General features: G+C 67.7%; 24 protein-coding genes and 4 pseudogenes. 18 read left to right on the forward strand and 10 right to left on the reverse strand.

Features of this window, described 5'->3' with window-relative positions; translation table 11 throughout:
- Positions 1-192: 192 nt before the first annotated feature.
- Positions 193-441 carry a hypothetical protein gene (locus MNOD_RS12710; protein WP_043748609.1) on the reverse strand — a complete coding sequence of 83 codons (249 nt, stop codon included), beginning with the start codon at positions 439-441 and terminating at the stop codon, positions 193-195.
- A gap of 80 nt (positions 442-521) precedes the next feature.
- Between MNOD_RS12710 and MNOD_RS12715 the strand changes: the two genes are divergently transcribed.
- The 4 genes from MNOD_RS12715 (at position 522) to MNOD_RS12730 (ending at position 4,735) form a co-directional block, all read left to right on the forward strand.
- A complete protein-coding gene (locus tag MNOD_RS12715) occupies positions 522-1,502 on the forward strand; it encodes an aliphatic sulfonate ABC transporter substrate-binding protein (RefSeq protein ID WP_015929305.1) in 981 nt (326 codons plus the stop codon).
- A 12-nt stretch (positions 1,503-1,514) separates the two neighbouring features.
- Entirely contained in the window at positions 1,515-2,480 is a 966-nt protein-coding gene (locus tag MNOD_RS12720) for an aliphatic sulfonate ABC transporter substrate-binding protein (RefSeq protein ID WP_015929306.1), read from the forward strand.
- Between the two features lie 74 nt (positions 2,481-2,554).
- On the forward strand, positions 2,555-3,589 hold the full coding sequence (locus tag MNOD_RS12725) for an LLM class flavin-dependent oxidoreductase (protein WP_043748610.1): 1,035 nt from the start codon (positions 2,555-2,557) through the stop codon (positions 3,587-3,589).
- Positions 3,590-3,940: 351 nt separating this feature from the next.
- Positions 3,941-4,735: a MetQ/NlpA family ABC transporter substrate-binding protein gene (locus MNOD_RS12730; RefSeq protein WP_015929308.1), complete on the forward strand. Its 795-nt coding sequence runs from the start codon at positions 3,941-3,943 to the stop codon at positions 4,733-4,735.
- 56 nt (positions 4,736-4,791) lie between these two features.
- Here MNOD_RS12730 and MNOD_RS12735 read toward each other — a convergent pair whose 3' ends face one another.
- Positions 4,792-6,015, reverse strand: a complete 1,224-nt coding sequence (locus tag MNOD_RS12735) for an acyl-CoA dehydrogenase family protein (protein ID WP_015929309.1) — start codon at positions 6,013-6,015, stop codon at positions 4,792-4,794.
- 357 nt (positions 6,016-6,372) lie between these two features.
- Between MNOD_RS12735 and MNOD_RS12740 the strand changes: the two genes are divergently transcribed.
- The 6 genes from MNOD_RS12740 (at position 6,373) to MNOD_RS12760 (ending at position 10,252) form a co-directional block, all read left to right on the forward strand.
- Positions 6,373-7,701, forward strand: a complete 1,329-nt coding sequence (locus tag MNOD_RS12740) for an O-acetylhomoserine aminocarboxypropyltransferase/cysteine synthase family protein (RefSeq protein WP_015929310.1) — start codon at positions 6,373-6,375, stop codon at positions 7,699-7,701.
- Positions 7,702-7,703: 2 nt separating this feature from the next.
- Complete coding sequence (locus MNOD_RS12745) at positions 7,704-7,886, forward strand: hypothetical protein (RefSeq protein WP_015929311.1); 183 nt, start codon at positions 7,704-7,706, stop codon at positions 7,884-7,886.
- Positions 7,883-9,256: an LLM class flavin-dependent oxidoreductase gene (locus tag MNOD_RS12750; RefSeq protein ID WP_015929312.1), complete on the forward strand. Its 1,374-nt coding sequence runs from the start codon at positions 7,883-7,885 to the stop codon at positions 9,254-9,256. The genes MNOD_RS12745 and MNOD_RS12750 overlap by 4 nt, the downstream gene beginning before the upstream one ends.
- A gap of 89 nt (positions 9,257-9,345) precedes the next feature.
- Positions 9,346-9,615 (forward strand): nitroreductase family protein, encoded by a 270-nt coding sequence (locus MNOD_RS12755; RefSeq protein ID WP_425277499.1) that lies wholly within the window; start codon positions 9,346-9,348, stop codon positions 9,613-9,615.
- Positions 9,534-9,731, forward strand: a complete 198-nt coding sequence (locus tag MNOD_RS50590; RefSeq protein WP_425277526.1) for a nitroreductase family protein — start codon at positions 9,534-9,536, stop codon at positions 9,729-9,731. Before MNOD_RS12755 ends, MNOD_RS50590 begins: the two co-directional genes overlap by 82 nt.
- Before the next feature lie 68 nt (positions 9,732-9,799).
- On the forward strand, positions 9,800-10,252 hold the full coding sequence (locus tag MNOD_RS12760; RefSeq protein ID WP_015929313.1) for an RrF2 family transcriptional regulator: 453 nt from the start codon (positions 9,800-9,802) through the stop codon (positions 10,250-10,252).
- Between the two features lie 12 nt (positions 10,253-10,264).
- Here MNOD_RS12760 and MNOD_RS12765 read toward each other — a convergent pair whose 3' ends face one another.
- The 3 genes from MNOD_RS12765 to MNOD_RS12775 all read right to left on the reverse strand — a co-directional run bounded on the left by MNOD_RS12765 (position 10,265) and on the right by MNOD_RS12775 (position 13,749).
- Positions 10,265-11,209: an FAD/NAD(P)-binding protein gene (locus MNOD_RS12765; protein ID WP_015929314.1), complete on the reverse strand. Its 945-nt coding sequence runs from the start codon at positions 11,207-11,209 to the stop codon at positions 10,265-10,267.
- 561 nt (positions 11,210-11,770) lie between these two features.
- Complete coding sequence (locus tag MNOD_RS12770; RefSeq protein ID WP_015929316.1) at positions 11,771-11,956, reverse strand: hypothetical protein; 186 nt, start codon at positions 11,954-11,956, stop codon at positions 11,771-11,773.
- Between the two features lie 446 nt (positions 11,957-12,402).
- A complete protein-coding gene (locus MNOD_RS12775; RefSeq protein ID WP_015929317.1) occupies positions 12,403-13,749 on the reverse strand; it encodes an LLM class flavin-dependent oxidoreductase in 1,347 nt (448 codons plus the stop codon).
- Positions 13,750-14,139: 390 nt separating this feature from the next.
- Here MNOD_RS12775 and MNOD_RS12780 point away from each other — a divergent pair, with 390 nt between their 5' ends.
- Genes MNOD_RS12780 through MNOD_RS12790 form a run of 3 tightly spaced genes read left to right on the forward strand, consistent with a single transcriptional unit; the run spans position 14,140 to position 16,954 of the window.
- Positions 14,140-15,171 (forward strand): ABC transporter substrate-binding protein, encoded by a 1,032-nt coding sequence (locus tag MNOD_RS12780; protein WP_015929318.1) that lies wholly within the window; start codon positions 14,140-14,142, stop codon positions 15,169-15,171.
- A gap of 14 nt (positions 15,172-15,185) precedes the next feature.
- The gene (locus MNOD_RS12785; RefSeq protein WP_015929319.1) at positions 15,186-16,082 is read left to right on the forward strand and encodes an ABC transporter ATP-binding protein; all 897 of its coding nucleotides are present in this window, start codon (positions 15,186-15,188) and stop codon (positions 16,080-16,082) included.
- Positions 16,082-16,954 (forward strand): ABC transporter permease, encoded by an 873-nt coding sequence (locus tag MNOD_RS12790; protein ID WP_015929320.1) that lies wholly within the window; start codon positions 16,082-16,084, stop codon positions 16,952-16,954. Before MNOD_RS12785 ends, MNOD_RS12790 begins: the two co-directional genes overlap by 1 nt.
- Before the next feature lie 617 nt (positions 16,955-17,571).
- Here MNOD_RS12790 and MNOD_RS12795 read toward each other — a convergent pair.
- Positions 17,572-18,213: a 2,3-bisphosphoglycerate-dependent phosphoglycerate mutase gene (locus tag MNOD_RS12795; protein ID WP_015929321.1), complete on the reverse strand. Its 642-nt coding sequence runs from the start codon at positions 18,211-18,213 to the stop codon at positions 17,572-17,574.
- Between MNOD_RS12795 and MNOD_RS48975 the strand changes: the two genes are divergently transcribed.
- Positions 18,175-18,522 carry a recombinase family protein gene (locus MNOD_RS48975; protein WP_083786396.1) on the forward strand — a complete coding sequence of 116 codons (348 nt, stop codon included), beginning with the start codon at positions 18,175-18,177 and terminating at the stop codon, positions 18,520-18,522. The genes MNOD_RS12795 and MNOD_RS48975 overlap by 39 nt on opposite strands.
- Here MNOD_RS48975 and MNOD_RS12805 read toward each other — a convergent pair.
- Complete coding sequence (locus MNOD_RS12805) at positions 18,519-19,715, reverse strand: AraC family transcriptional regulator (RefSeq protein ID WP_244424783.1); 1,197 nt, start codon at positions 19,713-19,715, stop codon at positions 18,519-18,521. The genes MNOD_RS48975 and MNOD_RS12805 overlap by 4 nt on opposite strands.
- Positions 19,716-19,813: 98 nt before the next feature.
- Between MNOD_RS12805 and MNOD_RS43115 the strand changes: the two genes are divergently transcribed.
- The gene (locus MNOD_RS43115; protein WP_015929323.1) at positions 19,814-20,239 is read left to right on the forward strand and encodes a DUF2380 domain-containing protein; all 426 of its coding nucleotides are present in this window, start codon (positions 19,814-19,816) and stop codon (positions 20,237-20,239) included.
- Positions 20,240-20,322: 83 nt separating this feature from the next.
- On the forward strand, positions 20,323-20,541 hold the full coding sequence (locus tag MNOD_RS12810; protein WP_043748612.1) for a hypothetical protein: 219 nt from the start codon (positions 20,323-20,325) through the stop codon (positions 20,539-20,541).
- A 57-nt stretch (positions 20,542-20,598) separates the two neighbouring features.
- Here MNOD_RS12810 and MNOD_RS43120 read toward each other — a convergent pair.
- Positions 20,599-20,836: pseudogene (locus MNOD_RS43120) on the reverse strand (transposase); the annotation flags it as partial.
- Positions 20,837-21,270: 434 nt separating this feature from the next.
- Here MNOD_RS43120 and MNOD_RS12820 point away from each other — a divergent pair.
- Entirely contained in the window at positions 21,271-23,211 is a 1,941-nt protein-coding gene (locus MNOD_RS12820; RefSeq protein ID WP_015929324.1) for an acyl CoA:acetate/3-ketoacid CoA transferase, read from the forward strand.
- A gap of 151 nt (positions 23,212-23,362) precedes the next feature.
- On the opposite strand, the pseudogene MNOD_RS49935 reads toward MNOD_RS12820, so the two are convergent.
- Positions 23,363-23,461: pseudogene (locus tag MNOD_RS49935) on the reverse strand (IS6 family transposase); the annotation flags it as partial.
- 7 nt (positions 23,462-23,468) lie between these two features.
- Between MNOD_RS49935 and MNOD_RS43125 the strand changes: the two are divergent.
- Positions 23,469-23,859, forward strand: a pseudogene (locus MNOD_RS43125) (IS6 family transposase); the annotation flags it as partial.
- 130 nt (positions 23,860-23,989) lie between these two features.
- On the opposite strand, the pseudogene MNOD_RS12830 reads toward MNOD_RS43125, so the two are convergent.
- Positions 23,990-24,202: pseudogene (locus tag MNOD_RS12830) on the reverse strand (integrase core domain-containing protein); the annotation flags it as partial.
- Positions 24,203-24,314: the final 112 nt, after the last annotated feature.

Here is a 24,314-nt window from a genome sequence, read left to right on the forward strand (position 1 = left end):
CCCGGGTGCGTCCAGCGAGAACGCCGCCCATGACCGTGATCTGGCCGTTGCCCGATGTCGCGCCGCCCGACCTCACCTCTCTGGCGCGACGTGCTCGACGCGCTGCGCGCCGATCACCGATTAGCTCTGGCGCAGCCTGCCGGCGGCGGAGCGCGCGCGCTTCCTGCGGCACCTGCGGCCGTTCCGGGACGTTCACCGGCACCGGGCCGCCCCGCCCTCGACGACCGCGGTCGCCGGCGAGATCGCGGCCGGGCGCCTGGAAGTGGGGGCCGGGCGGATCCTGGCCAACACCGACGCGGCCGGGCAGACCGCCGTGACGATCCGCCCGCAGCCCTGAACCGAGCGGCAGAAACCTTCCTCGTCCCACAATCGATCGGGAATTTGCTGCTTCCGATCCAAAGAAGAATAGAAATCAATTTCATTGACCGGACAGTGATCCATGGTTGAGATGCGGCATATCCGGACAGCGGATTGTCGCGCCGTCGTGGCGCAAGACCTCCGCTCCGATCGGGAGTGTCCTCATGCCTGCGATTGCCGCCCGCCGGAAGCTTCGGCGACGAGGTCTGTACGAGACCTGGATCCTGCTCTCCGCCTTCGCCTTCGTGTTCTTCACCGTGCTCACGGCCCGGGCCGAGGAGGCGGTGATCCGCGTCGGCTACCAGAAATACGGCACGCTGGTGCTGCTCAAGGGCAAGGGCCTGCTGGAGCAGAAGCTGAAGCCGCTCGGCTACCGGGTGGTCTGGGCCGAGTTCCCCTCCGGGCCGCCGCTCCTGGAGGCGCTGAATGCGGGAGCGATCGATTTCGGCTCGGCCGGCGAGGCGCCGCCGATCTTCGCGCAGGCGGCGGGCGACGCCCTCGTCTACGTGGCGAATGAGCCCCCTGCGCCCCAGGGCGAGGCGATTTTGGTGCCGAAGGACAGCCCCGTCCGGACGGTGGCGGACCTGCGCGGCCGGACCATTGCGCTCAACAAGGGCTCGAACGTGCATTTCCTGGTGGTGCGCGCGCTGGAGCAGGCGGGCGTGCCCTACGATCAGGTGAAGCTCGCCTTCCTGGCGCCGGCGGATGCGGGCGCGGCCTTCGCGCGCGGCAGCGTCGACGCCTGGGCGATCTGGGACCCGTTCCTGGCTTCCGGCGAACAGGCCCATGCGGCCCGCACGCTGACGACCGGCGAGGGGCTGGTGCCGAACCGGCAGTTCTATCTGTCGCGGCGCGCCTTCGTGGCGGGGCACGCCAAGGCGCTCGACGCCACACTCGCGGCCATCGCCGCGATCGACGCCTGGGCCAAGGACAACACCGGTGCGGTGGCGCAGGAACTCGCGCCGCTCGTCGGCATCCCGGCGCCGGTACTCACGGTGGCGCTGCGGCGTCAGAGCTACGGCGTCGCACCGCTCGATGCCGCCGCGGTCGCCGACCAGCAGCGGGTCGCCGACACCTTCCATCGGCTCGGCCTGCTGCCGAAGCCCCTCACCATCGCCGACGCGGTGCGCCGGCCAGGCACCTGAAGGATCCTCTCCATGACGTTCCCGACCCGTCGCGCCGTCCTCGGCGGTCTGGCCGGCAGCCTTGCGGGCAGCCTCGCGGCCCCTGCCCTCGTGCGGGCCGCCCCACAGACGATCCGCTTCGCCTACCAACGCTCCTCGACGCTGCTCACGATCCTCAAGACCAACGGCACGCTGGAGCAGCGGCTCTCCCCCAAGGGCTTCGGGGTGAGCTGGCACCTGTTCAACAGCGTGATCGAGCCGATGAACGCGGGCAGCACCGACTTCCACGCGGACGTGGCCGATGCGGTGCCGATCTTCACGCAGGCGGCGGGAGCCCCGCTGACCTTCTATGCCAAGGAGGATCCCTCGCCTTCGGCCGAGGCGATCATCGTGCATGCGGATTCGCCGATCCGCACGGTGGCGGATCTCAGGGCCAAGACGGTCGGGTTCCAGCGCGGATCGGGTTGTCACTTCATCCTGACCGCGGCGCTCAAGCGGGCGGGCCTCACGCCGGCGGATATCAGGCCGGCGCATCTCAACGCCTCGGACGGGGCGGCGGCCTTCGAGCGGCGCAGCCTCGATGCCTGGGTGATCTGGGATCCGTTCCTCGCCATCGCGCAGGCGAAGAGCCCGGTGCGGGTGATCGCCGATGCCACCGGCTTCTCCAGCTACAACCGGTACTACACTGTCAACACCGCCTTCGCGGAGGCGCATCCGGAGGTGGTGGGAGTGGTGTTCGACGCGCTCACCGAGGCCGGCCGCTGGGTGAAGGGCAACCCGAAAGCAGCTGCGGAATTCCTTTCACCCATCTGGGGCGACGTGCCGGTGGGCATCGTCGAGACGGTGAACGCGCGCCGGAGCTACGCGGTGAAGCCGGTCCTTCGCGAGGCCTTGGGTGAGCAGCAGGTGATCGCCGACACCTTCCACGAGGCCGGCCTGATCCCCCGGCGCATCGACGCCACGGCGGTGCCGCTGTGGCATCCCGAGACGCGCGGCTGAATTCGGGTGTCCAGAGGGCGAGCCCTCTGGCGGGGTGCAGGGACGGAGTCCCTGCGACAGAGGACTTGATGGGAATGACACTTCCGCGCTTCGGCGTCTGGGCGCCGGTCCACGGCAGCCGGGCGGCGCATCACGATCCGGACGAGCCCGACGACGCCTCCTGGGCGCGCAACCGCGCGCTGGTGCTTGAGGCCGAGGCGCTCGGCTACGATTCGGTGCTGGTGGCGCAGCACACGGTGAATCCCTACGACGACACCCGCGACCAGCTTGAAACCTGGACCGCCACGGCGGCGCTGGCCGCGCTGACGCGGCGGATCGAGCTCATCGCGGCGATCAAGCCGGGGCTCTTCCACCCGGCGGTGCTCGCCAAGATGGCGCTGCAGATCGAGCACATCAGCGAGGGGCGCTTCGCGCTGAATCTCGTCAACGCCTGGAACGCCACGGAATTCGAGGCGGCGGGCCTCCCCTTCCCGGACCACGACGATCGCTACGCCTACGGACGGGAGTGGATCGCGCTCGTCTCGCGGCTGATGCAGGGCGAGCGGGTGAGCCACGAGGGCCGCCACTTCCGGGTGAGCGACCTGCAGTTGCGGCCCGCCGACCCGTATAGGACGCGCCCGCGGATCTATCTCGGGGGCGAGTCCGAGCCGGCGCGGGCCCTCGTCGCGGATCACGGCGACGTGTGGTTCATCAACGGCCAGCCGCTCGACGCGGTCCGCCGCCTGATCGCGGATGCGTCCGCGCGACCGCGCCACCTGCCGCCGCTGCGCTTCGGCCTCTCGGCCTTCGTGATCGCGCGCGAGACGGATGCGGAGGCGGAGGCCGAGCATGCGCGACTGCTGGCGCTCGCGGCGGAGGACGCAGGCATGCGGGAGGCGAGCCGCACGCGGGTCGACCCGCAGGTCGTGATGATCCGCACCATGGCGAGGGCACGGGCGGTGGGCACCAACGGCGGCACGGCGGCAGGGCTGGTCGGCAGCTACGCCACGGTGGCGGAGCGCATCGCCGCCTTCGGGGCTGCGGGCATCGAGTTGTTCATGCTGCAGTTCCAGCCCTTCGAGGCGGAGATGCGCCGCTTCGCCGAGCAGGTGCGGTCCCTCCTCGGCTGAGGGTCAGCGGGTCGGCGGCTCCCAGATCCCGAGAGCCGCCGTGTCGACGGGCCGGGGCAGCAGTCCTTCGGCCGCAAGGGCGGCGAGCGCGCCCTAGCATGGCCCAATGCAGCTTCAGTGTCGAGCGGCGGACGACGAGCGTCGCTGCCGAGAGACTCCCCCTATCGCCGCATCGCAGAGAGCATCATCCGCCCTCGCACCGCAAAAACAGCAATACATTCTGTTGATCTCGCCGATCCGCGCATGGGATGAAGTAGCTGTCCCTGCTGCGCAGGCTGGTTATTCTTGAATGATCATCCACATTGCGCACCGGACCACATGATTGTCCTATCACAGCCGATGGAGCGCCCGATGCGGCGAATGATGCTTGGTGTCCTTCTGGTCCTCTTGGGCCTCAGCGCGGTGGCGCAGGCCGACGAGAAGCCTCTGCGGATCGGCGTGACCGCTGGTCCGGTAGCGCAGGTGGTGCAGTTCGCCGCCGGCCTCGCCAAGGAGCGGGGCCAGCGCGTGGAGGTGGTCGAGTTCACCGACTGGGTCACGCCGAACGAGGCAGTGAACACGGGCGATCTCGACGCTAACCTCTTCCAGCACGGGGCCTTCCTCGCACTTCAGAACGCCAAGCGCGGCACCAAGCTGGTGCAGGTCGATCCGGTCGGGCTGATCGCCCCGATCGGGCTGTTCTCGAAAAAGCTCCGATCGCTGGAGGCGGTTCCGGTCGGCGGCTCGGTGGCGATCCCGAACGAGCCGCTCAATGGGGCGCGCGGCCTGCGCCTGCTGGAGAAGGCGGGGCTCATCACGCTCGCGCCCGGCAAGGGGCTCGCGGTGACGAAGTTCGACGTGGTCGCCAATCCGAAGAAGCTCGACATCATCGAGCTCGACGCGGCGCAGCTCTACCGCTCGCTCGACGACGTGACACTCGCGATGGTGAACCTCACCTACCTGATCCCGGCGGGCGGCGACCCGAACTCGGCGCTCCTGCTCGACCGCTCGGCGGACGACCAGTTCGTGCTGCGCTTCACCGCCCGCGAGGACCGCAAGAACGACCCGCGCCTGCGCCGCTTCGTCGAGACCTTCAAGGCGCCCGAGGTGAAGAGCTACATCGAGCGCAACCTTCCCGCCTTCGTTCCGGCTTGGCCGGGGGCGTAGCGGGCGCCCCGGACGGGGCGCGCGGGCGCCCGTTCGGGCGCCCGCCCCGCGTCGGGCTATCCCTGCCCGACGCGGTACTGCTTGGGCGGCACCGTTCCGTTCACGGCGAAATCCCCCACGATGCGGTCGCGGTAGATGCGCGGGTTGTGCGACGCGATGGTGCGGGCGTTGCGCCAGTAGCGGTCGAGACCGAGCGAGCGCGCCGTGGCCGAGGCGCCGAGCGCGTCGAACAGCAGGGTCGTGGCGTCGAGGACGAGGCTCGTCACCACCGTCACCGACTGGTTGACCTCAATGTCGGCAACCGCGCCGGCGGCCTCCGCGGTCTCGGAATCGCCCGCCTGGTCGATCTCATAGACCCGCTGCACCGCTTCGGCGTTCTTGAGCGCGACGACCCCCGCCGCGTAGGCGGCGCCGCGCACCCGGCCGACGACCTGGAGCACCTGCGGGTCCTCCGCGATGCGGGCTGCGTTGCCGTGGCTGTAGACGCGGCGGCGCTCGCCGACGAGGCGCGCCACGTCCTCGGCCGCCGCCCGCGCGATGCCGGCGAGCGTCGCGAGGTGGACGAGCTGGAAGAACGCCATCGCGTAGCGGAAGCGGCCCGGGTCCGGGTTCACGAGGTCGGCCGTCAGCGCGACGTCGGTGAAGCGCACGGTGCCGCTGGCGGTGAGCGCCTGACCGAAGCCGTCCCAGTCATCGATCACCGCGACGCCCGGGGCGCGACGGGGCACCGCAGCGCCGACCGGCGCACCACTCTCGTCCTCCGCCGCGAGATGGATCCAGTCCGCGAAGAGCGAGCCCGTCGTGTAATACTTGGTGCCGTTCAGCCGCCAGCCGGCACCGTCGCGGCGCAGCACCGTCTCGAAGGAGCCGACCTTGGCGGATCCGGATTCCGAGACGCCGCTCCCCACCGTCTCCCCGCGGGCGATCCGCTCGATCCAGGCCTCGCGCCACGCGGGAAAGCGCGAGTTCAGAGCGTCCTCGGTGAAGCCGAAATGGGCGCGAAGCGCGTTGGTGACGTTCGAGTCCGCCGCCGAGAGTTCGATCAGGAGGTTGAACAGCTCCGGCAGCGTCGCATCGTGGCCGTTGCGCGCACGCGGGAGGCGCAAAGTGGTGAAGCCGGCCTCACGCAGCCACGCGATCTCCTCGTGCGGCAGCCGGCGGTCGCGGTCGCGCTCGGCGGCAGTCTCGCAGATGCGCCGGAAGACCGGCCGGAAGCGCTCGGCCAGATCCTCGTAGCGGGCGCTCGGCCCAGCCCCCCACCCTGCCTGGATCTGCGACATCGGTCCTGCTCCCTGTCACGCGCGGGCGCAGCCGCGCTAGCCATTAGTGCACTTATCTGATAGACAAATTGGAGAACGAAACAAGCGCATCTCGCAAGGGGCCGGTCCGTTTTTCAAATCGAACGAAGCGGCGGCACGCTCACCAGTCGGGGCGTTGAGAGCCGCGTCCGCTCACTGAGTTGAGCAGGGTCTAGGAAGAAAGTTTCGTCTATCGGCAGTAAAACGCAGCCTGCGGCTCTGAGCTTGCGTTCTTTAAAAAGAACATTCTCGTTGACATCGGCGCCGTGCCGCGAGAGCGTTCCGAGGCTGTCCCGCGGCCCGTCAGCGCCGCCGACCGACCCTCCAGGGAGACCCGTCATGGCATACGAGACCCTCGATCCGGCCGGGCTGCGGCCCGAGACCCTGGCCCTGCACGCCGGCTGGCGGGCCGACCCGTCCACCGGCGCCGTCGCGGTGCCGATCTTCCAGACGACCTCCTACCAGTTCCGCGACGCCGACCACGCCGCGAACCTCTTCGCGCTCAAGGAACTCGGGAACATCTACACGCGGGTGACGAACCCCACGACCGAGGTGCTGGAGCAGCGCGCGGCTTTGCTGGAGGGTGGCGCGGCGGCCGTGGCGGTGGCGTCGGGCCAGGCGGCAGCGGCGCTCGCGATCCAGAACCTCGCCCGGGCCGGCGACAACATCGTCAGCGCCACCGACCTCTATGGCGGCACCTGGAACCTCTTCGCCAACACCCTGAAGGAGCAGGGCATCGAGGTACGCTTCGTCGATCCGACGGATCCCGAGAGCTTCCGCCGCGCCACCGACGAGCGCACCCGCGCCTATTACGGCGAGACCCTGCCCAACCCGAAGCTCACCGTCTTCCCCATCGCCGAGGTGGCGGCGATCGGCCGGCCGCTCGGCATCCCGCTCATCCTCGACAACACCGCCGCCCCGCTGCTGGCCCGGCCCTTCGCGCACGGCGCGGCGGTCGTGGTCTACTCCACGACGAAGTATCTCGGCGGCCACGGCACCTCGATCGGCGGGCTCATCATCGATGGCGGGCGCTTCGACTGGAGCGCCCATCCGGAGCGCCAGCCGGCCCTGACCAAGCCGGATCCGAGCTACCACGGGGCGGTCTGGGTCGAGGAGGCGAAGGCGCTCGGGCCGATCGCCTACGCGCTGCGGGCCCGGGTGCGGCTGCTGCGCGACCTCGGGCCGGCCCTCTCGCCCTTCAACGCGTTCCAGATCCTGCAGGGGCTGGAGACGCTGCCCCTGCGCATCGCGCGCCACGCCGAGAACGCGCTCGCGGTCGCCACCTACCTGTCCCGGCGGCCGGAGGTCGCACGGGTGATCCATCCGGCCTTCCAGACCGGCGTGCAGCGGGAGCGGGCCGACCGCTACCTCGCGGGCGGCTACGGCGGGCTCGTCGGGTTCGAACTCGCGGCCGGGCGCGAGGCGGGCCGCCGCTTCATCGAGGGCCTGCGGCTCTTCTACCACGTCGCCAATATCGGCGATGCCCGCAGCCTCGCGATCCATCCGGCGAGCACGACGCATTCGCAGCTCTCTCCGCAAGACCAGCGCGCCACGGGCGTGTCGGAGGGCTACGTGCGCCTCTCGATCGGGCTCGAGCACATCGATGACATCCTGGCGGATCTCGAGCGGGGGCTCGCGGCTGCCGGCCGGCTGGCGCAGGCGGCCTGACCATGCGCCGCCTGCTTGTCTCACTCGTCTCCGCCCCCGCGGCAGCGGGCAGCGCGCTCGCCGAACCAACGACGCCCGACCTCAAGGTCGGCTTCGTGCCCGGCCCCGACGAGAGCGCCTTCAAGGCCGCGATCCGGGCCGACCGCTTCTACTACGGATTCAAGCTGCCGGATTACTTCGAATGAGCCGCCGCGAGCTGAGGCTGAACGCCTTCCACATGCATTCCCCGGGTCACACCTGGGCCGGGATGTGGCGGCACCCGCGCGACGCGTCGGTGCGCTACACCTCCCTCGATTACTGGACCTCGCTCGCCCGCACGGCCGAGCGCGGGCTTCTCGACGGCATCTTCCTCGCGGACGTGTTCGGCACCTACGACGTCTACGGCGGCAACGCCGACGCCGCGCTCGCGGGAGCCGCCCAGGCGCCGAACGCCGATCCGCTCCTCGTCGTGCCGGCGATGGCGCTCGTGACCTCGCAGATCGGCTTCGGGGTGACGGCCAACCTCACCTACGAGCACCCCTACCAGTTCGCCCGGCGCTTCTCGACCCTCGACCACCTGACCGAGGGCCGGATCGGCTGGAACATCGTCACCGGCTATCTGGAGAGCGGTGCCCGCGGCATGGGCCTCGCGCAGGCCCGCGCGCACGACGCCCGCTACGAGGCGGGCGAGGACTTCATGGAGGCCGCCTACAAGCTCTGGGAGGGCAGCTGGGAGGACGATGCTGTCATCCACGACCGGGAACGCAGCATCTACACCCGGCCCGAGAAGGTGCACCGGGTCCGGCACAAGGGGCCGTTCTACCGCGTCGATGCCCGCCACCTCGCCGAGCCCTCGCCCCAGCGCACGCCGGTGCTCTACCAGGCGGGCACCTCCTCCCGGGGCCGCGCCTTCGCGGCGCGCCATGCGGAGTGCATCTTCCTCAACGGCCACACCAAGCCGATCGCCGCCAGGGCCGTGCGCAGCATCCGCGAGGCGGCGCGCGACCATGGGCGCGACCCGTACGACATCCTGATGTTCCTCGGGGCGACGGTGATCGTGGCGCCGACCCGGGCCGAGGCGCTCGACCTGCGCGACGAGTACGCGCGCTATCTCGACGTCCAGGGTCAGCTCGCCCTCGTCTCGGGCTGGACTGGCATCGACCTGTCCACCCTCGGGCCCGAGGAGGCGCTGGCCTATGTGAAGACCAACGCCATGCAGTCGCTGGTCGAGAACCTGACGGTGAACACGGACCACCGCTTCACGGTGCGCGACTTCGCGCAGTTCGGGCCGCTCGGCGCGCGCGCGCCCTTCCTCGTCGGATCGCCCAGCGAGGTGGCGGACGAGCTCCTGTCCTGGGCCGAGGAGGCCGATGTGGATGGGTTCAACCTCACCCGCGTGGTGGTGCCGGAGACGCTGGAGGCCTTCGTCGACCTCGTGGTGCCGGAACTCCAGGACCGCGGCGTCTTCAAGACGCGCTACCGGGAGGGGACTCTTCGCGAGAAGCTGTTTCCGGGGACGGGCGCGCGGCTGAAATCCACCCATCCGGGCGCCGGCTTCCGGCGCCTCGCGGCCTGACGCGCAAGGTGTGCCAGCCTCAGGTGATATAGTCAACATACAAGGTAGACTGTGTGCCTGGACCCGTTGCCGCGCTAGGCTGCCGATGAATGGAGGGCAGCCATGGCAGGGACGGGAGCACGCACGGCGGCGCTGGCGGAGCGCTACGGACCGGCGGGAGCGAACCTCGCCATCGCCTGGAACGACACCCTGGCCTCCTCGCCCATCGCTCGGTGCGCGCCTACCGGCCCGATCCCCCGCCCGCCGGCACCCTGGAGACCCTGATCGCCGCGGCGCAGTGGCCGCCTCCTCGAACCTCCAGACCTGGAGCGTGGTCGCAGTGGAGCATCCGGAGACGAAGCGCCGCCTCGCCGCGGTGACGGGCGGCCAGCGGCACGTGATCGAAGCGCCGCTCGTCCTGGTCTGGCTCGCCGACCTGTCGCGCCTCGACGCGATCGGCCGCGCGCGGGAGCGGCTCGGCTTCGGGCTGTGCTGATGCGCTGGCGCGGGGGAAGTCAAGCGATTATATCGACCAAGTTACCTCCCCGGCCGCGCGGAGCCAGGATGCTCACCAACAAGGGAAAGTACGGGCTCAAGGCGCTCGTCCATCTCGCGGGGCTGCCGCCCGGCGCCCGCATCGGCGTGGCCGAGGTCGCCGCGGCCAACAACATCCCGAAAAAATTCCTGGACGCGATCCTGGGCGAACTGCGCAACGCCGGGATCGTTCACAGCCGCAAGGGCCCCGGGGGCGGCTATGCCCTGGCACGGCCCCCCGAGGAGATCCGGGTCGGCCACGCCATCCGCGTGCTCGATGGGCCGTTGGCTCCGATCCCCTGCGCGAGCCGGACGGGCTATCGCCCCTGCGAGGATTGTGCGGACGAGGCCGCCTGCGCGGTGCGCCTGGTGATGCTGGAGGTGCGCAACAGCATCGCGGGCGTGCTCGATACGCTCACCCTCGCGCAGATGCGCGACCGGCCGGCGGCGGACGAGGGCGACAGCCTCACCTACCAGATCTGACGGCCACTCCCCTCACCAGGTGGCGCAGGGGCGCGCGGCCGCATGCGGGACGGACTCGGGCCGATCCGATACCCCGCCGTCCCGGATGCGGGTGGCAAGCCACGCGCAGGCGACGTCGAGATCGAGAAGCTGCCCCCCGGCCGCATAGGGCATCAGCGCGGCGGGATCGGTCGTGAAGATCCGGTCTTCGCGCCCGCCCGCCCCGGTCCGCGCCATCGCCAGGAGCGGATGATCCGTCTGCTGCGGCGAGGCCCCCGGACGCCCCGGTGCGCGCGCCGTCAGCGCGTGCCACGCCCGGCGCCCATGACGCAGGACGCTCGCCCGGGCCCGCGGCGGCAGGTGATGCCAGATCTCCGGGGCGTGCAGGCGCACGCCGTCGATCGCCTCGGTCCAGGGCATGTTTCGGAGTTCGGCCTCCCGCACCACATCCCGCAGCCAGCGAATCAGGTAGGCGATGCCGGTGCCGAGCGGCAGGTCGGCGCGGTCGAGGCGCAGCACGCGCAGGGCTTCGCCGGTCTTGGCGGTGAATGCCGCCCCGTGCGCCGCGGGCGATCCCGCCACCGTGATCGTCGCAGTCTGCGCGAGGTAGGTCGTGCCGTCGTCGAGCAGAGCCGCGACGCCCTGCCCCGTCGCGCCAAGCGCCGTGCACGTCCCCTCGGCCACGTGAAGGCGCGTGGCGGCCTCCCGCAACGCGGCACTCAGCCGGGGCTCCGCACCGTCCGCCGCTCCGATCGGCCACCATCGCTCCCCGTCCGCGACGCCGGTCCTCAGGATCGGAGCGTAGGTCTGCCGGCGCAGGAGGCGGCAGAGGTCGGGCTTCCGTTCGATCAGCGTCACCTGGGCGCGCGGGTTCTGCCGCAGCAGGTGCGAGGTCAGGCAGAGGGCGCTGGCCGTGGCGCCCACCACGAGGTGGTGGCGCCCATCCCTCGGACGCGGGGGCGCGGCTGCCGCTTGCATCGGGGCCTCCTTCCGGCCGTCGCCGGGCGCGACGATGAGGGGGAATTGTCGAGCGAACGGGCCGAAAGATCAACGAGAACGTACTTTTTAAAGAACGCACGAATGCAGAAGAAACCGCTGTCGATCGGCGCCTCGCGAGAGAATCCTGCGATGCTGGGTGCTCCGCCACCACCAACGCCGCATCCAGAAAGCATCACCCCAACCGCGGCGATGCAGAACCGCCGCGGCCCGGCGGACATGCCGCGGTCGGCATTCGGCTGAGAATGGTCACCAAGCGTGGCCAGCGCTCGCGTTCTCCATTCAGAACATCGGGTGCCGTGATCACGCCAGTCATTCGGCCTTCGCCGCGCATGAGGCTTTCACCACCGTCGATCGCCGACGAAACGAGAACTTCCTTCGCCGAGGAGGTCTGATGAAAAGTATTCGTCAGGGCGGTGCCTTCTCCGGCTGGGTCTTCGGGCTGGCGATGGTCGCGGGCATGACCGCCACGCTGCTGGGCGGACACCACCTTCGGCTGCTCCCCTGACCTCACGCCTGCCGGCTGCGCTGTTCCGGATGGGCCTAGCTCCGCACGGCCGGCGCAGCTCTCAGGCGAGCCGCCACGGTCCGCGCCAGGTCCGCGGCTTGGCCGCGGATGTCCGGCACGGCCGTGCACTCCCACAGGGTGCCGCGCAGGAGCGGGCCGAGCGTCCAGAGCGGATGGTGGGCATCCCCGTGCTGGTCGATCAGCGTCAGGTCCTCGGTCACCGCGAGGCCGAGCCCTAGCCGGGCGCTCCGGCATGATGCGGCTGAGGTGGATGGCCGCCATGGTTCCGCTGAACCCCGCGCCGATCACGGCCACGGGACGTGAGGTCGTCGGCATCGTTCGTCTCCAACCCAGCCGGTGCGCTGGTTATAGAGCGAGGCGCGGCAGAGTGCTCTGGCGGCAGCCGGAGCGGCCGATTCCGGCGATCACCTGGCCGGCCGGGACGTGCAGGTCGAGGCCACGGGTCTCGCGGTGGCGTCGGAAGCCCGCAGGGTCACGGCGAGCGCCACCGGCCGGCTCACCAGCGCCCCGGCTCCACGAAGTCGAACACGTGCTTGAACAGGCCCGAAATCGCGACCGCCCTGCGCTGCTGAGCTGGGGGGTGCCGCCTGCGATCAGCCACCGGCCGAGTGTCTGGGCGGGGCGAACGGTCGAGCCGCCGCCCGGATCAGGCACTCCGGCGCCGGGCCACGGCATAGCCGCTCTCCGGCCGCGGCAGCCCGTAATGGTCGCGCAGCGTCGTGCCCGCATACTCCGCGCGGAACAGACCGCGCTTGCGCAGGATCGGCACGACCTCGGCGACGAAGATGTCGAAGCCGCCGGTGAGCCAGGGCGGCATCACGTTGAACCCGTCGGCGGCGCCGGACTCGAACCAGGTCTGGATCGCGTCGGCGATGCGGTCGGGCGTGCCCGCCAGGACCCAATGGCCCCGCGCGCCGGCGAGCCGCTTGATCAGCCCGCGAAGGGTCGGCGCCTCGCGATCGACGATGTCCATCACGAGCTGGAAGCGGCTCGCGACGCCGTTCGGGCCCTGCCTGTCGATGACGTGGCGTGGGAAGGGGCCGTCGAGATCGTAGCCGCTCAGGTCGACGCCGAGCATGCGCTTGAGCTGCTCCAGCGAGGCGGCCGGCTGGATCAGTGCGTCGATCTCCTCCTCCAGCCTGTCGGCCTCGGCCTGGGTCGAGCCGATGAACGGGCTGATGCCGGGCAGGATGCGGATGTGCTCTGGCCGGCGCCCGAGCGCGCCGGCGCGCGTCTTGATGTCGGCGTAGAAGGCCTGCGCGCTGGCGAGCGTCTGGTGCGCGGTGAAGATCGCCTCCGCGTGCCGGGCCGCGAAGGAGCGGCCATCCTCCGACGAGCCGGCCTGCACGTAGACCGGCCGGCCCTGCGGCGATCGCGAGACGTTGAGCGGTCCGCGCACGCGGTAATGCTTGCCGACGTGGTCGATGCGGTGGACCTTGTCGCCGTCGGCGAAGACGCCGCTCGCGGGATCGGCGACGAGGGCATCGTCCTCCCAGCTGTCCCAGAGCTTGGTCACCACGTCGAGGAACTCGCGCGCCTTGTCGTAGCGGTCGCCATGCGGCGGGTGCTCGGGCAGGCCGAAATTCTGCGCCGCGCCGGCATCGCTGGTGGTGACGATGTTCCAGCCGGCCCGACCGTTGCTGATATGGTCGAGCGACGCGAAGAGCCGCGCGAGATTGTAGGGCTCGTTGTAGGTGGTGGAGGCGGTCCCGATCAGTCCGATCCGGCTCGTCACGGCGGCGATCGCGGTCAGCCAGGTCACCGGCTCGAACCGCACCCGCGAGGAATAGCGGACGTTCTCCGGCAGCGACGGCCCGTCCGCGAAGAAGATCGCATCGAACTTGGCGGCTTCGGCCCGCCGCGCCAGCTCCTGATAGTAGCTGATGTCGAGCACGCGGCGTGGCTCGGATTCCCGGTAGCGCCACGCCGCCTCGTGATGACCGCCGGGGTAGATGAACAGGTTCAGCGCCAGCTGGCGCTCGGGCTTGGACATCCGCAACCTCGCTTTGAAAGACCGGAAGCGCGCCCACGCCAGCATTCGAGAGGCGTGCCCGATCCCGCCCGCACCGTCCCGCGCGGCAGGGCAAGCATGGCGAGACGGCTGCCGGGCAGTCAAGAGAAACGTGTTCTAAAAACGAATAGATCGGAAGAATAACCAGCCAGGCACACCCCACATCGTGGAAAATCCTAAACCATAAGAACGCACATCGTCGATATCACAAGATTTTTCTCCCGACTTTGGCGAACCTAGATCATTTGTCTCACCGCATTCTTGCTCCAGGAAAAACGTTCTCGTTGACGTGGCGCACCCGCAAAGCCAGATTCTCCGTCATCGAGCGCGGCCTATTCAGGCCCGCAGGACGACGATTATCAGAGGCGAGTGATGACGAAGAGACGCAACCTGCTTTCGCGCAGGCAGGCTTCTGCCCTGCTCGGAGGCTTGGGCCTGGCAGTGGCCGCCTCCGGTCCGGCCGCTGCGGCCGAGGGCCAGCTGCGCATCGCCAAGCAGTTCGGTATCGTCTACCTGCTCCTGAACGTGACCGAGGACCAGAAGCTGATCGAGAAGCACGGCCAAGCGGCCGGCATCGACATCAAGGTCGACTACGTCCAGTTGTCCGGCGGCTCGGCCGTCAACGACGCACTGCTCTCCGGCAGCATCGACATCGCCAGTGCCGGGGTCGGTCCACTCTTCACCCTCTGGGACCGCACCCGCGGCCGACAGAACGTCAAGGGCGTCGCCTCCCTCGGCAACTTCCCCTATTACCTCGTCAGCAATCGTCCCGACGTGAAGTCGATCGCCGACTTCACGGACAAGGACCGGATCGCACTGCCCGCGGTCGGTGTGTCGGTACAGGCCCGCATCCTGCAATGGGCCTCCGCCAAGCTGTGGGGCGACAAGGACTTCGCCAAACTCGACAAGATCAGCGTCGCGGTGCCGCATCCGGAGGCGGCCGCCGCCATCATCAAGGGCGGCACCGAGATCAGCGGCCATTTCGGCAACCCGCCCTTCCAGGAGCAGGAGCTGGCCGAGAACCCGAACGCCCGCATTGTCCTCAATTCCTACGACGTCCAGGGCGGCCCCGCCTCCTCCACCGTGCTCTACGCGACGGAAAAATTCTACAAGGACAGCCCCAAGACGTATCAGGCCTTCGTCGATGCGCTGGCCGAGGCGGCGAAGTTCATCACCGCCAACCCGGATAAAGCGGCCGATATCTACCTCAAGGCGACCGGCAGCAAGATCGACCGCGATCTCCTGCTCAAGGTGATCAAAAACCCCGAAGTGACATTCAAGATCGAGCCGCAGAACACGCTCGGCCTCGGCCAGTTCATGCATCGGGTGGGCGCAATCAAGAACGAGCCGAAGACGCTCGGCGACTATTTCTTCGTCAGTCCGCGCATCACCGCGGGCAGTTGAGCGGCAGGCCGCGAATGACTCTGGTGGCCAAGCGCGACGCTCCTGCCGCGACGCAGCAGAGAGGTCTTCCGGTTCCCGGATTCCGTTACGGCGAGGAGGCGCGCGCTCCTCAGGCCGCAAGCATGCCCACGCCGCTCCTGCGCATCGCGGGCGTCTCCCTGGAGTACCGCACGCCGGAGCGTGTGATCCGGGCCACGCACCGCGTCGATATCGACGTCTACGAGGCCGATCGCTTCGTCCTGCTCGGCCCCTCGGGCTGCGGCAAGTCCACCCTGCTCAAGGCCGTGGCCGGCTTCATTCCCCCGATCGAGGGCGAGATCATCCTCGATGGCCGGCCGGTGCGCGGACCGGGACCGGACCGCATCGTGGTCTTCCAGGAATTCGACCAGCTGCCGCCCTGGAAGACGGTGGTGCAGAACGTGGCCTTTCCGCTGCGGGCCTCGGGCACGCTCGGCCGGCGGGAGGCCGAGGCGCGCGCCCGGCACACCATCGACAAGGTCGGCCTGTCGCGGTTCGCCGACAGCTATCCGCACCAGCTCTCCGGCGGCATGAAGCAGCGCGTCGCCATCGCCCGCGCGCTCGCCATGCAGCCCAAGGTGCTGCTGATGGACGAGCCCTTCGCGGCCCTCGATGCGCTGACGCGCCGCAAGATGCAGGAGGAGCTGCTGGCGCTCTGGGACGAGATCCGCTTCACCCTGCTCTTCGTCACCCACTCCATCGAGGAGGCGCTGGCGGTCGGCAACCGCGTGGCCCTGCTGTCGGCCCATCCGGGCCGCGTCCGGGGCGAGTTCAACAGCCACGAATTCGATCTGACCAGCGTCGGCAGCAGCGCCTTCCAGGCGGCGGTCCAGCGCCTGCATCGGCGGCTGTTCGATGCCGATCCCGAAACCGCTGCGCGACCTGCCCTGTGATGACCCAGCACGTCCTGCCTCCGATCCGCCCGGAATACGACCGGGCGCTCCCGCCCTTTGTCGAAGCTCCGGTCGAGCGTGCGCTGCCGCTTAGGGTACGGCTCTGGCAACTGGGCTTTCTGCGCAAGGGCCTGATCATCGCCGCGCTCGCGCTCGCCTGGGAGGGGCTCGCCCGATGGCAGAACAACGATCTGCTGCTGCCGGGCTGTCTCGCCACCCTGTCGGCTCTGACCGAGGGCGTGGCGAGCGGCGAATTGCTGGACCGCGTCCGGATCTCGCTCACCGTCCTGGCGCAGGGCTATCTCTGCGGCATCGGGCTCGCCTTCCTGCTGACGACGCTCGCCGTCTCGACTCAAGCGGGCCGTGACCTGCTCTCGACGCTGACGGCAATGTTCAACCCGCTGCCCGCCATCGCGCTGCTGCCGCTGGCGCTGCTCTGGTTCGGCTTAGGCTCCGGGAGCCTGATCTTCGTCCTGATCCATTCGGTGGTGTGGCCGCTGGCACTCAACACCTTCGCCGGGTTCCAGAGCGTGCCCGAGACGTTGCGCATGGCGGGACGCAATTACGGGCTGACGGGCCTCGCTTACGTGTGGCAGATCCTCATCCCGGCCGCGTTGCCGGCCATCCTGTCCGGCCTCAAGATCGGCTGGGCCTTCGCATGGCGCACCCTGATTGCAGCCGAGCTGGTCTTCGGCGCGGCGTCCGGGCGCGGCGGCCTCGGCTGGTATGTCTTCCAGAACCGCAACGAACTCTATACGGATCGCGTCTTCGCCGGCCTCCTCCTGGTCATCGCGATCGGGCTTGTGGTCGAGAACATCGTGTTCGCGACCTTTGAGCGGTTGACGACCCGGCGCTGGGGAATGGTCCGCTGATTCCGTGCGAGCGCAACACTCGTTCTCGTACATGCCGACATCCTTCATCCACATCCGGGCTTCGGCATTGGCGAGCACGCGCTGCCAGTGCTCGGCCGGACAACGTGCGGTGGCCCGCTCTCAACGCAGCGCGCCCCCAATACCTCGGTGGAGGGCCGGTCCATGCCGCCGAGCCGGGACGCAAGCCCCGCCACGACGGGGCCATCGAGTGCCGCACACCGCAACAGCGCCGGAACTGCGAGATTTCGAAGGGGATCTGCGTCGACTGCAACTGATGGTTCGCGCCAGCCCTTTCGCTTTGAGATCTGCAGCGACCACTTCCCGGCGCTGGCACCGCGCCGCCCAATCGGTAGTACTCTGTTCAGCGAACTCGAGTTCAGTGAGGTTCCGGTCCATGACGGCGGATTCCTCGGGTTCGCGAGTTTTCCAGAGACGCGGCGGCCCCGGTCGTGAGGGATGCCGTACAGGAATCCATGGTCTTTTTGTCTTCTAATCTGGGCGAGGCTGATTCTGGCACTGTGTCGGCGCGTCATATGCGGTGCATCACGGCATAGATCAAAACAGATTTCATAGAAAGCGACTATTGATCATATCGATCTGCAATAACCACTAACTATCTAAGCAATGGATGATGCAGGCATGGCTGTTTTACTGGCGATATGGCCCCGCTTATTCAAGCAGTAAATCAGGATCTCGCTCGTAGCGATGTTCACCCCGACTATCTCTTCAGGATCGAGTCCATCCAGATGCATAACCAGAGAACGCAGGCTGTTACCGTGCGCGACCACAAGCACCCGCTTGCCCGCTCGGGCGCAAGGCGCGATCTCGCGTTCGTAGAAGGGCACGACGCGCGCAGCCGTCATTGCCAAACTCTCGCCACCCGGTGGCACTGCGTCGTAGGACTTGCGCCAGAGATGGACCTGCTCCGCACCCCAGAGCGAACGAGCGCCCGTCTTGTTCAAGCCGCTGAGCGCGCCGTAGTCACGCTCGTTCAGAGCCGTGTCTGCATGCACGGGGAGGGTGGGCTGGCCGAGTTCCTCAAGCATGAGGGCCAGCGTGTGCTGAGCGCGCCTGAGCTTGCTGGTGAATGCAAGATTGAAGGAAAAGCCGAGTTCTTTCAGCTTGCGCCCAGCTGCGTGAGCCTCGGCAACACCGCGGGCAGTCAAGGCCGGGTTGCGCCACCCTGAGAACAGGTCCTGTTCGTTGTCCAGGCTCTGCCCATGGCGCATCAGCACGAGCATCTGCTTGCCTATATCCATCACACCTCACCCCGCAGCATGGCAGGCGGCCTGCCATATCGCATCCCAGCCCGGCCGCCACCCCGCTCGCTTGATCTGCTTGAGCGACGCCCGCCTGGCTCGCTTGATGGGCAACCTGCACGACATCGCGTAGGCGCTCTCAGAGCCAGGGACACGACCCTGAAGGCTACCGAGCAGCCGATCAACATCGGTACCGCCATCGCAAAGACCTTCTTCGACATGCTGGGCGTGTTCGCCGAGTTCGAGACCAACCTGCGCCAGGGGCGCCAACCGGAGGGCATTGCCAGCAAGCCGACCAAGGGCATCTAAAAGGGCCGGCCTCCCTCGATTGATCTGGCGAAAGTGCGTGCGCCTGAGGCGTCGCCCTTCCGGAAACCCGGCGGCATCTCGGGATCGGACGTGCCAGCATCTATCGCCTGCTGAGCGCGAATTCCCGAGATGCCAAAGCCATCCTTATGTGCTCGCAATGATGTCTGACGCCAGTAACGGGGTGTCACTCCCGTCCAATCGAGGAACGCGCGACTAAAGTGGGCCGCATCTGCGTAGCCGAGTTCGAGAGCAATCCGGCCAATGGGCCGATCGCACGCCGCAAGCAGCCGCTTGGCCTCACTCATCAGGATCCCGCGCTGGATCATGGCGAAGCTGGTCCCTTCACCCTCCAGCCGGCGCTGCAACGTGCGGCGGGAAAGACCAAGCCGGCGGCTGACCCAGTCGATCGAGGGCCGACCCTCGCACAAGCTCAGCCTTACCAGATGCCCGACAATGTCAGTGAGATTTTCTGCAAGCGGTGCAGCCGGCTCCTCGCCTGCGAGAAGATCACACGGCGCCGGGTTTCCAGTGTCAAGAAGCTCGGCCCGAAACACAAGGCCAGCATTTGGTCCCAGCGTAATGTCGCAACCAAAGACACTTTCGATCTCGGAGCGGTCCGGCAACACAGCTCCGGTCACGATTGCGCGCTCCGGCCGCCAATCTTGCCCGAGAAAATGACGCATGATGCTCAGCAGGTAGCCAAGCGCCAAGATCTCGTTCGTCTGCCGTCCTGCCTCGATCCGCTCGGTAACCGCATAGCCGTAAACTGCCCGGTCGCCCCGAAATCGTAAGCCGGTCCAGGTCGCGGTTTGCAGAACGGCAGGCGTAACGGTCCCCACTCGGGCGATCGCGTCACCGAGCGTCTCGGTAGAGCGCACATGCCGGCTGATAGCGCCGAGCCCGTCAATACCCGCTCGTATTGCCAGCCGGGCCAGAAGGGCGGGATCCCCGATTTCCCGAACGGCGCCCTCAACGAGCCGAAGCTGGTCGCGCAGCAGCATGAGCCGCTCGGGGTCGTCCATGAGGCTGAGCGGCACTTCTGCGCGGCGGAACACGCGGGAGACTGAACCGCCGGCCGCCTCAATGGCCTGGGCGATCGGACCCATCGTGCAAGCTTTCGTCAGACCAAGACCCGACATGCCCGCTCCTCCCCCCGTCAGCCTCCGCAGGATGGCGCGAAATGGCAAGAACACCTTGGTCAAACGGCTGACCGCTCACGCGATGGCCGGCCGCACCAGCGCCAATGGAGGGTCGGAGCGCTCGGGCCCGGCTCAGGGAAGGAAGAGCCGCCATGATCCAAGCGACTTTGTCTGATGAGGCTTTCGGGCGCGAAGCTGCGCGGGATGCCCTGATCAATGCACTTGCAGAGTGCGATGCTGTTGCCACAAGCACCATAGTCACAGTGTCCTCAGAGGTCGGCGTCTGGCTCGATACGGGCCTGGAAGCAAAGCAAGCGCAGTGGGTGAGCCTGCTGCCCTATGGGGTGCTCTGGTTATCGAGAAAGCTCGACCTGCAACTTGGGGCCGGCAATGCCCTGTGGCACCGGAAAAGCAGCACGCTGATTATGCAAATATGGGTAAGGATTGAAAGCAGTAGAACGGGAGAGGTTCTATTCTCTCGCGACCTCAATTTTCGGGGAGATACAGACGAAGCTTGGCGGCGAGCCGAAGCGTTTTTGACCAGCGCAATCACATCCGCACCGCACCTGGAACGCTAAGCTCATGTAACGGACCGTGTGAGGCGCGGTGCAGGACAGACCATCGAAGAAAATGATCTGACGCGCTCCCTTGTGCCGAATCGGTGTCGACGCCCGGCGCCGACCTCAGCAGCAGGATCGCGGATTGGGTTCGTGCCGTGCGCGAGCACGCCGATGCCCTTCCTGCCGGCCGGGGGCCCGCGCTTCTCATCCGCATCGCCGGGCAGCTGACGGTCAAGGGCGCCACTGTCCCGATCAGCGAGGATCAGCGCGGACGCACCTTGTTTCTCCTCGCTTCCCGATTGAGCAACGACGCTCCCTGAGCTCGACCCATATGAGGCGTCTCCGCAAGGGGTGAACCTTCGGCGTTTCGGACGGGCGGGAGCCGGGAGGCAGAGCCACGCTGCAAACTGGCGGACGGACCGGAACCGGGTGGGATCGGGCACAGCCGCCGCGATCGCGCTCGCGGTGATCGGCCCAAGGCCGGGGATCGTCAGGAGGCGGCGGCTCGCGGCGTCGGTCCGGCACCAGGCGACGATCACCGTCTCGGCCTTCCTGCTCGGCGACCTCTTCGATCGGGCCGATGAGGCGACGGATCGCCGATCGCGCCAACTCTGGCTTCAAGTCGCCGGACTCAGCTCAGCGGTTCCTCTCGACGCACGCAGCCGTTCAGAACACGTTCTATGGTCAGCGTCACCTGATTTCCCGCCGCATACTCCGCCTGTTCAGGGTTGAGGCGGCGGACGCATGGCGGCAGGCGACCACTGCGGCCTGAGGTGAGGCCGGTCCTGCCGCTTCTGCGACCGCAACTCAGTTCCCGTGACGGCGCCTGCTGGACAACGCGGCGGCGTACGAGGCGATTCGCGACTGAAATGCCGCCGCGCTACCTGTCAGGTTGCCTATAGGTCTAAGATTACAATTGAAGGGACATGATCTATTCTGCATCCCCACCTTACAGGCCACCTCTGACGCGAGAAATGGATGTGGCGTGCTCTTCTAAACGTCGACTGGGCGGCTCGCGGCGCTCCAGTCTTGTGCGGCCGTCTGTCCATATGACGAAGAGCAAAATTATTTCAGCCGACGAGGCTATTGCTTTGGTCCGCGACGGCGACGTCGTCACCACCACGGGCTTCGTTCAGAGCTGCATCCCGGAGGCGCTGCACGCTGCGCTTGAGAAGCGCTTCGTGGAGAGCGGCGCTCCGCGAGGCCTTACCCTGATCATGACGGCGGGCGCGGGCGACAGCAAAGGTCTGGGCACGGGGCGCCTGCACCACGACGGCCTACTGCGTCGGGTCATCGGCGCGAATTTCGGGCGCATGCCAAAGGTCGCCCAGGCCGCGCAGGAGAACAAGATCCTGGCCTATAACCTCCCTCAGGGGGTCATCTCGCAGCTCTTCCGCGCCTGTGCGGCCGGGCAGCCCGGCTTGTTTTCCAAGGTCGGCCTCAAGACCTACGTCGACCCGCGCCACGGCGGCGGACGCGTCAACACAATAACCAAGGATGAAATCGTCAAGCTCGTCGAAGTCGATGGCGAGGAGTGGCTGTTCTACACGGCGACCAAGATCGACGTCGCCTTCATCCGCGGCACCTCGGCCGACCCATCGGGCAATATCTGCATGGCCAAGGAGGCATTGACCCTCGATAACCTCGCCCAGGCCATGGCTGCGCGCAACAATGGCGGCATCGTCATCGCCCAGGTCGAGCGCATCGTCGAGCAGGGCTCGATCAAGCCGAAGGACGTGCGCGTGCCCGGCATGCTTGTCGACTGCGTCGTAGTGGCCGAGCCCGAGATGCACCGCATGAACTACGGAGTGATGCATGACGCTGCGCTGGCAGGCGAGATCCGGGTCCCTGCCGGCGCCATCCCGAAGATGCCGCTCGATTCGCGCAAGATCATTGCACGCCGCAGCGCCTTCGAGCTTCCGCCGAACGGCGTGGTCAATCTCGGTGTCGGTGCACCCGAGGGCATTTCCTCGATCGCCGCCGAGGAGAAGGTCACCCCCTACATCACCCTGACGACGGAGGCGGGGGCGGTTGGCGGCGTGCTGGCCTCGGGCTCGAGCTTTGGCGCGGCAACGAACGCCGATTGCATCATCGATCAGAATCAGATGTTCGACTTCTACGACGGAGGTGGGCTCGACATGACCTGCCTCGGCATGGCGGAGTGCGACCGGGCTGGCAATGTCAATACCAGCCGCTTCGGCGGGCGCCTCAACGGATGCGGCGGCTTCATCAATATCTCGCAGAATGCTCGCAAGGTGGTCTTCGCCGGCACGTTTACGGCGGGTGGCCTCGTCACGAAGATCGAGGACGGGCGCCTGCGCATTGTGCAGGAGGGCCGCTCGCGTAAGTTCGTCGAGGCTGTCGAGCAGAACACGTTCAGCGGGCCGTTCGCACAGGAGCGCGATCAGCCAGTGCTCTATGTGACCGAGCGCTGTGTCTTCAACCTGACGAAACGTGGCCTTGAGCTGATTGAGGTAGCGCCCGGAATTGACATCGGCCGTGACATCCTCGCCCACATGGATTTCATGCCGGTGATCGAGAACCCGATCCCGATGGACCAGCGGATCTTCCGGGACAAGCCGATGGAGCTTTTGGCCGACCTGCTCAACCTCAACCTCAGCGAGCGGGTCAGCTACGACGCGGAGCGCAACCTCCTGTTCGTGAATCTGGAGGGCTGGCAGGTGCGTTCGACGAGCGACATCGACGCTCTGCGGCAAGTGCTGGAGACGGCTTGCCTGAAAGCGGGCCAGCGCGTGAACTCTGTGGTCAACCATGACGGGTTTCGCATCAGCGAGAACCTCTACGACGCCTACGCGGAGATGATCGAGTATCTCTGCACCCATCACTATCTGACCACGACGCGCTACTCGACGAGTGCCTTCCTGCGCCTGAAGATGCAGGAGGCCCTGAGCAAGCGCGGGCTGGCGCCGCACATTTTCGAGCGAAAAGAGGAGGCGCATGCATTCTTAAATGCGGTGTGTCCGACCTAGAATGCAGGCAGCCCTGAGTTTCCGGGGCCTGTGATTGCGCTATGATGCACATAGAGGCTTCGAAGCTGAATCCGTAGGTGGCGCATCCGCTATTGTTCAGGCGTTGTCGCGTTGTCGGAGACGGCTGCAAGAAGACCCGTCCTGCCCAGTTTCAGGCAGCAACACCCGCCGTGTGGCGCCACGTCTTGAACGCATCGGCTCGGAAGAGCCGGTGCGTGCGGGCCGAGACGAGGTGACGAGAAACGGTGAAGATGTAGCACCTCGAGGCCACGCTCATCGTGCAGGCCGTCTCCTGATCCCTGCGGTATGCACGGAGCTACCGCGACATCGAGGAGAGGCGGCTCGAACGCGAGCCTGGAGGTGGATCACTCCATCGTCAACCGCTGGGTCCTCGCCTACGCCCCCGCTATCGAGCGTCGGCTGCGCAGGTTCCGCAAGCCGCACTGCGGCTCAGTGCGCGTCGACGAGACCTCCATCCGAATCCGCGGCCGGTGGCGGTATCTCTACCGGGCTATCGACAAACACGGTGAGCCAGTCGATTTCCTGCTCACCGCCCAGCGTGATCTCGATGCCGCCAAGTGGTTCTTCCGCAAGATGCTGCGGGAGGAGCTGCTGCTCGCCCCGGACCGGATTGGCACCGATGGGGCCATCCGCCGCATAGACCTTCTGGTTGCAGACACTGCCCACAGCCCAGCGCAGATGGCGCGCGTCCAAGCCATGGCGGAAGGCGGCGCTGGTGTGAACCGCTCCGGGTTTTCCGGAGGCCCTTTGGTTTGGGTCAGGGGGCCAAGGCTGGCACCTCGGCCTGGGCATAGTAGCGCGCGTCGGCCTCGGCGGGAGGCACATGGCCGATCGGTGCGAGCAGGCGGCGGTGATTGAACCAGTCGACCCACTCCAGGGTGGCGTACTCGACGGCGTCCAGGGAGCGCCACGGCCCGCGCCGTTGGATCACCTCGGCCTTGAACAGGCCGTTGATCGTCTCGGCCAGGGCGATCTCGGCGCACACGGCCGGGGTGGTGCGGGCATTGGGATGGATTGCGAGCATCAGCGTGCCCTCCTGGAGGAGGAGCGCCGTGAGGGCTCGAAGCGCCAGGCCTGCTCCT

The sequence above is a fragment of the Methylobacterium nodulans ORS 2060 genome (genome assembly GCF_000022085.1).
Taxonomy (GTDB): Bacteria; Pseudomonadota; Alphaproteobacteria; order Rhizobiales; family Beijerinckiaceae; genus Methylobacterium; species Methylobacterium nodulans.

Coding starts and splice junctions, on each gene's coding strand:
- MNOD_RS12785 (WP_015929319.1), top strand. CDS start 15,186: ATGACTCTGGTGGCCAAGCGCGACGCTCCTGCCGCGACGCAGCAGAGA.
- MNOD_RS12755 (WP_425277499.1), top strand. CDS start 9,346: ATGGAGGGCAGCCATGGCAGGGACGGGAGCACGCACGGCGGCGCTGGC.
- MNOD_RS12795 (WP_015929321.1), bottom strand. CDS start 18,213: ATGGATATAGGCAAGCAGATGCTCGTGCTGATGCGCCATGGGCAGAGC.
- MNOD_RS12780 (WP_015929318.1), top strand. CDS start 14,140: ATGACGAAGAGACGCAACCTGCTTTCGCGCAGGCAGGCTTCTGCCCTG.
- MNOD_RS48975 (WP_083786396.1), top strand. CDS start 18,175: ATGGCGCATCAGCACGAGCATCTGCTTGCCTATATCCATCACACCTCA.
- MNOD_RS12720 (WP_015929306.1), top strand. CDS start 1,515: ATGACGTTCCCGACCCGTCGCGCCGTCCTCGGCGGTCTGGCCGGCAGC.
- MNOD_RS12730 (WP_015929308.1), top strand. CDS start 3,941: ATGCGGCGAATGATGCTTGGTGTCCTTCTGGTCCTCTTGGGCCTCAGC.
- MNOD_RS12715 (WP_015929305.1), top strand. CDS start 522: ATGCCTGCGATTGCCGCCCGCCGGAAGCTTCGGCGACGAGGTCTGTAC.
- MNOD_RS12725 (WP_043748610.1), top strand. CDS start 2,555: ATGACACTTCCGCGCTTCGGCGTCTGGGCGCCGGTCCACGGCAGCCGG.
- MNOD_RS12735 (WP_015929309.1), bottom strand. CDS start 6,015: ATGTCGCAGATCCAGGCAGGGTGGGGGGCTGGGCCGAGCGCCCGCTAC.
- MNOD_RS12790 (WP_015929320.1), top strand. CDS start 16,082: ATGACCCAGCACGTCCTGCCTCCGATCCGCCCGGAATACGACCGGGCG.
- MNOD_RS12740 (WP_015929310.1), top strand. CDS start 6,373: ATGGCATACGAGACCCTCGATCCGGCCGGGCTGCGGCCCGAGACCCTG.
- MNOD_RS12760 (WP_015929313.1), top strand. CDS start 9,800: ATGCTCACCAACAAGGGAAAGTACGGGCTCAAGGCGCTCGTCCATCTC.
- MNOD_RS43115 (WP_015929323.1), top strand. CDS start 19,814: ATGATCCAAGCGACTTTGTCTGATGAGGCTTTCGGGCGCGAAGCTGCG.
- MNOD_RS12820 (WP_015929324.1), top strand. CDS start 21,271: ATGACGAAGAGCAAAATTATTTCAGCCGACGAGGCTATTGCTTTGGTC.
- MNOD_RS12750 (WP_015929312.1), top strand. CDS start 7,883: ATGAGCCGCCGCGAGCTGAGGCTGAACGCCTTCCACATGCATTCCCCG.
- MNOD_RS12765 (WP_015929314.1), bottom strand. CDS start 11,209: ATGCAAGCGGCAGCCGCGCCCCCGCGTCCGAGGGATGGGCGCCACCAC.
- MNOD_RS12775 (WP_015929317.1), bottom strand. CDS start 13,749: ATGTCCAAGCCCGAGCGCCAGCTGGCGCTGAACCTGTTCATCTACCCC.
- MNOD_RS12745 (WP_015929311.1), top strand. CDS start 7,704: ATGCGCCGCCTGCTTGTCTCACTCGTCTCCGCCCCCGCGGCAGCGGGC.
- MNOD_RS12710 (WP_043748609.1), bottom strand. CDS start 441: ATGGATCACTGTCCGGTCAATGAAATTGATTTCTATTCTTCTTTGGAT.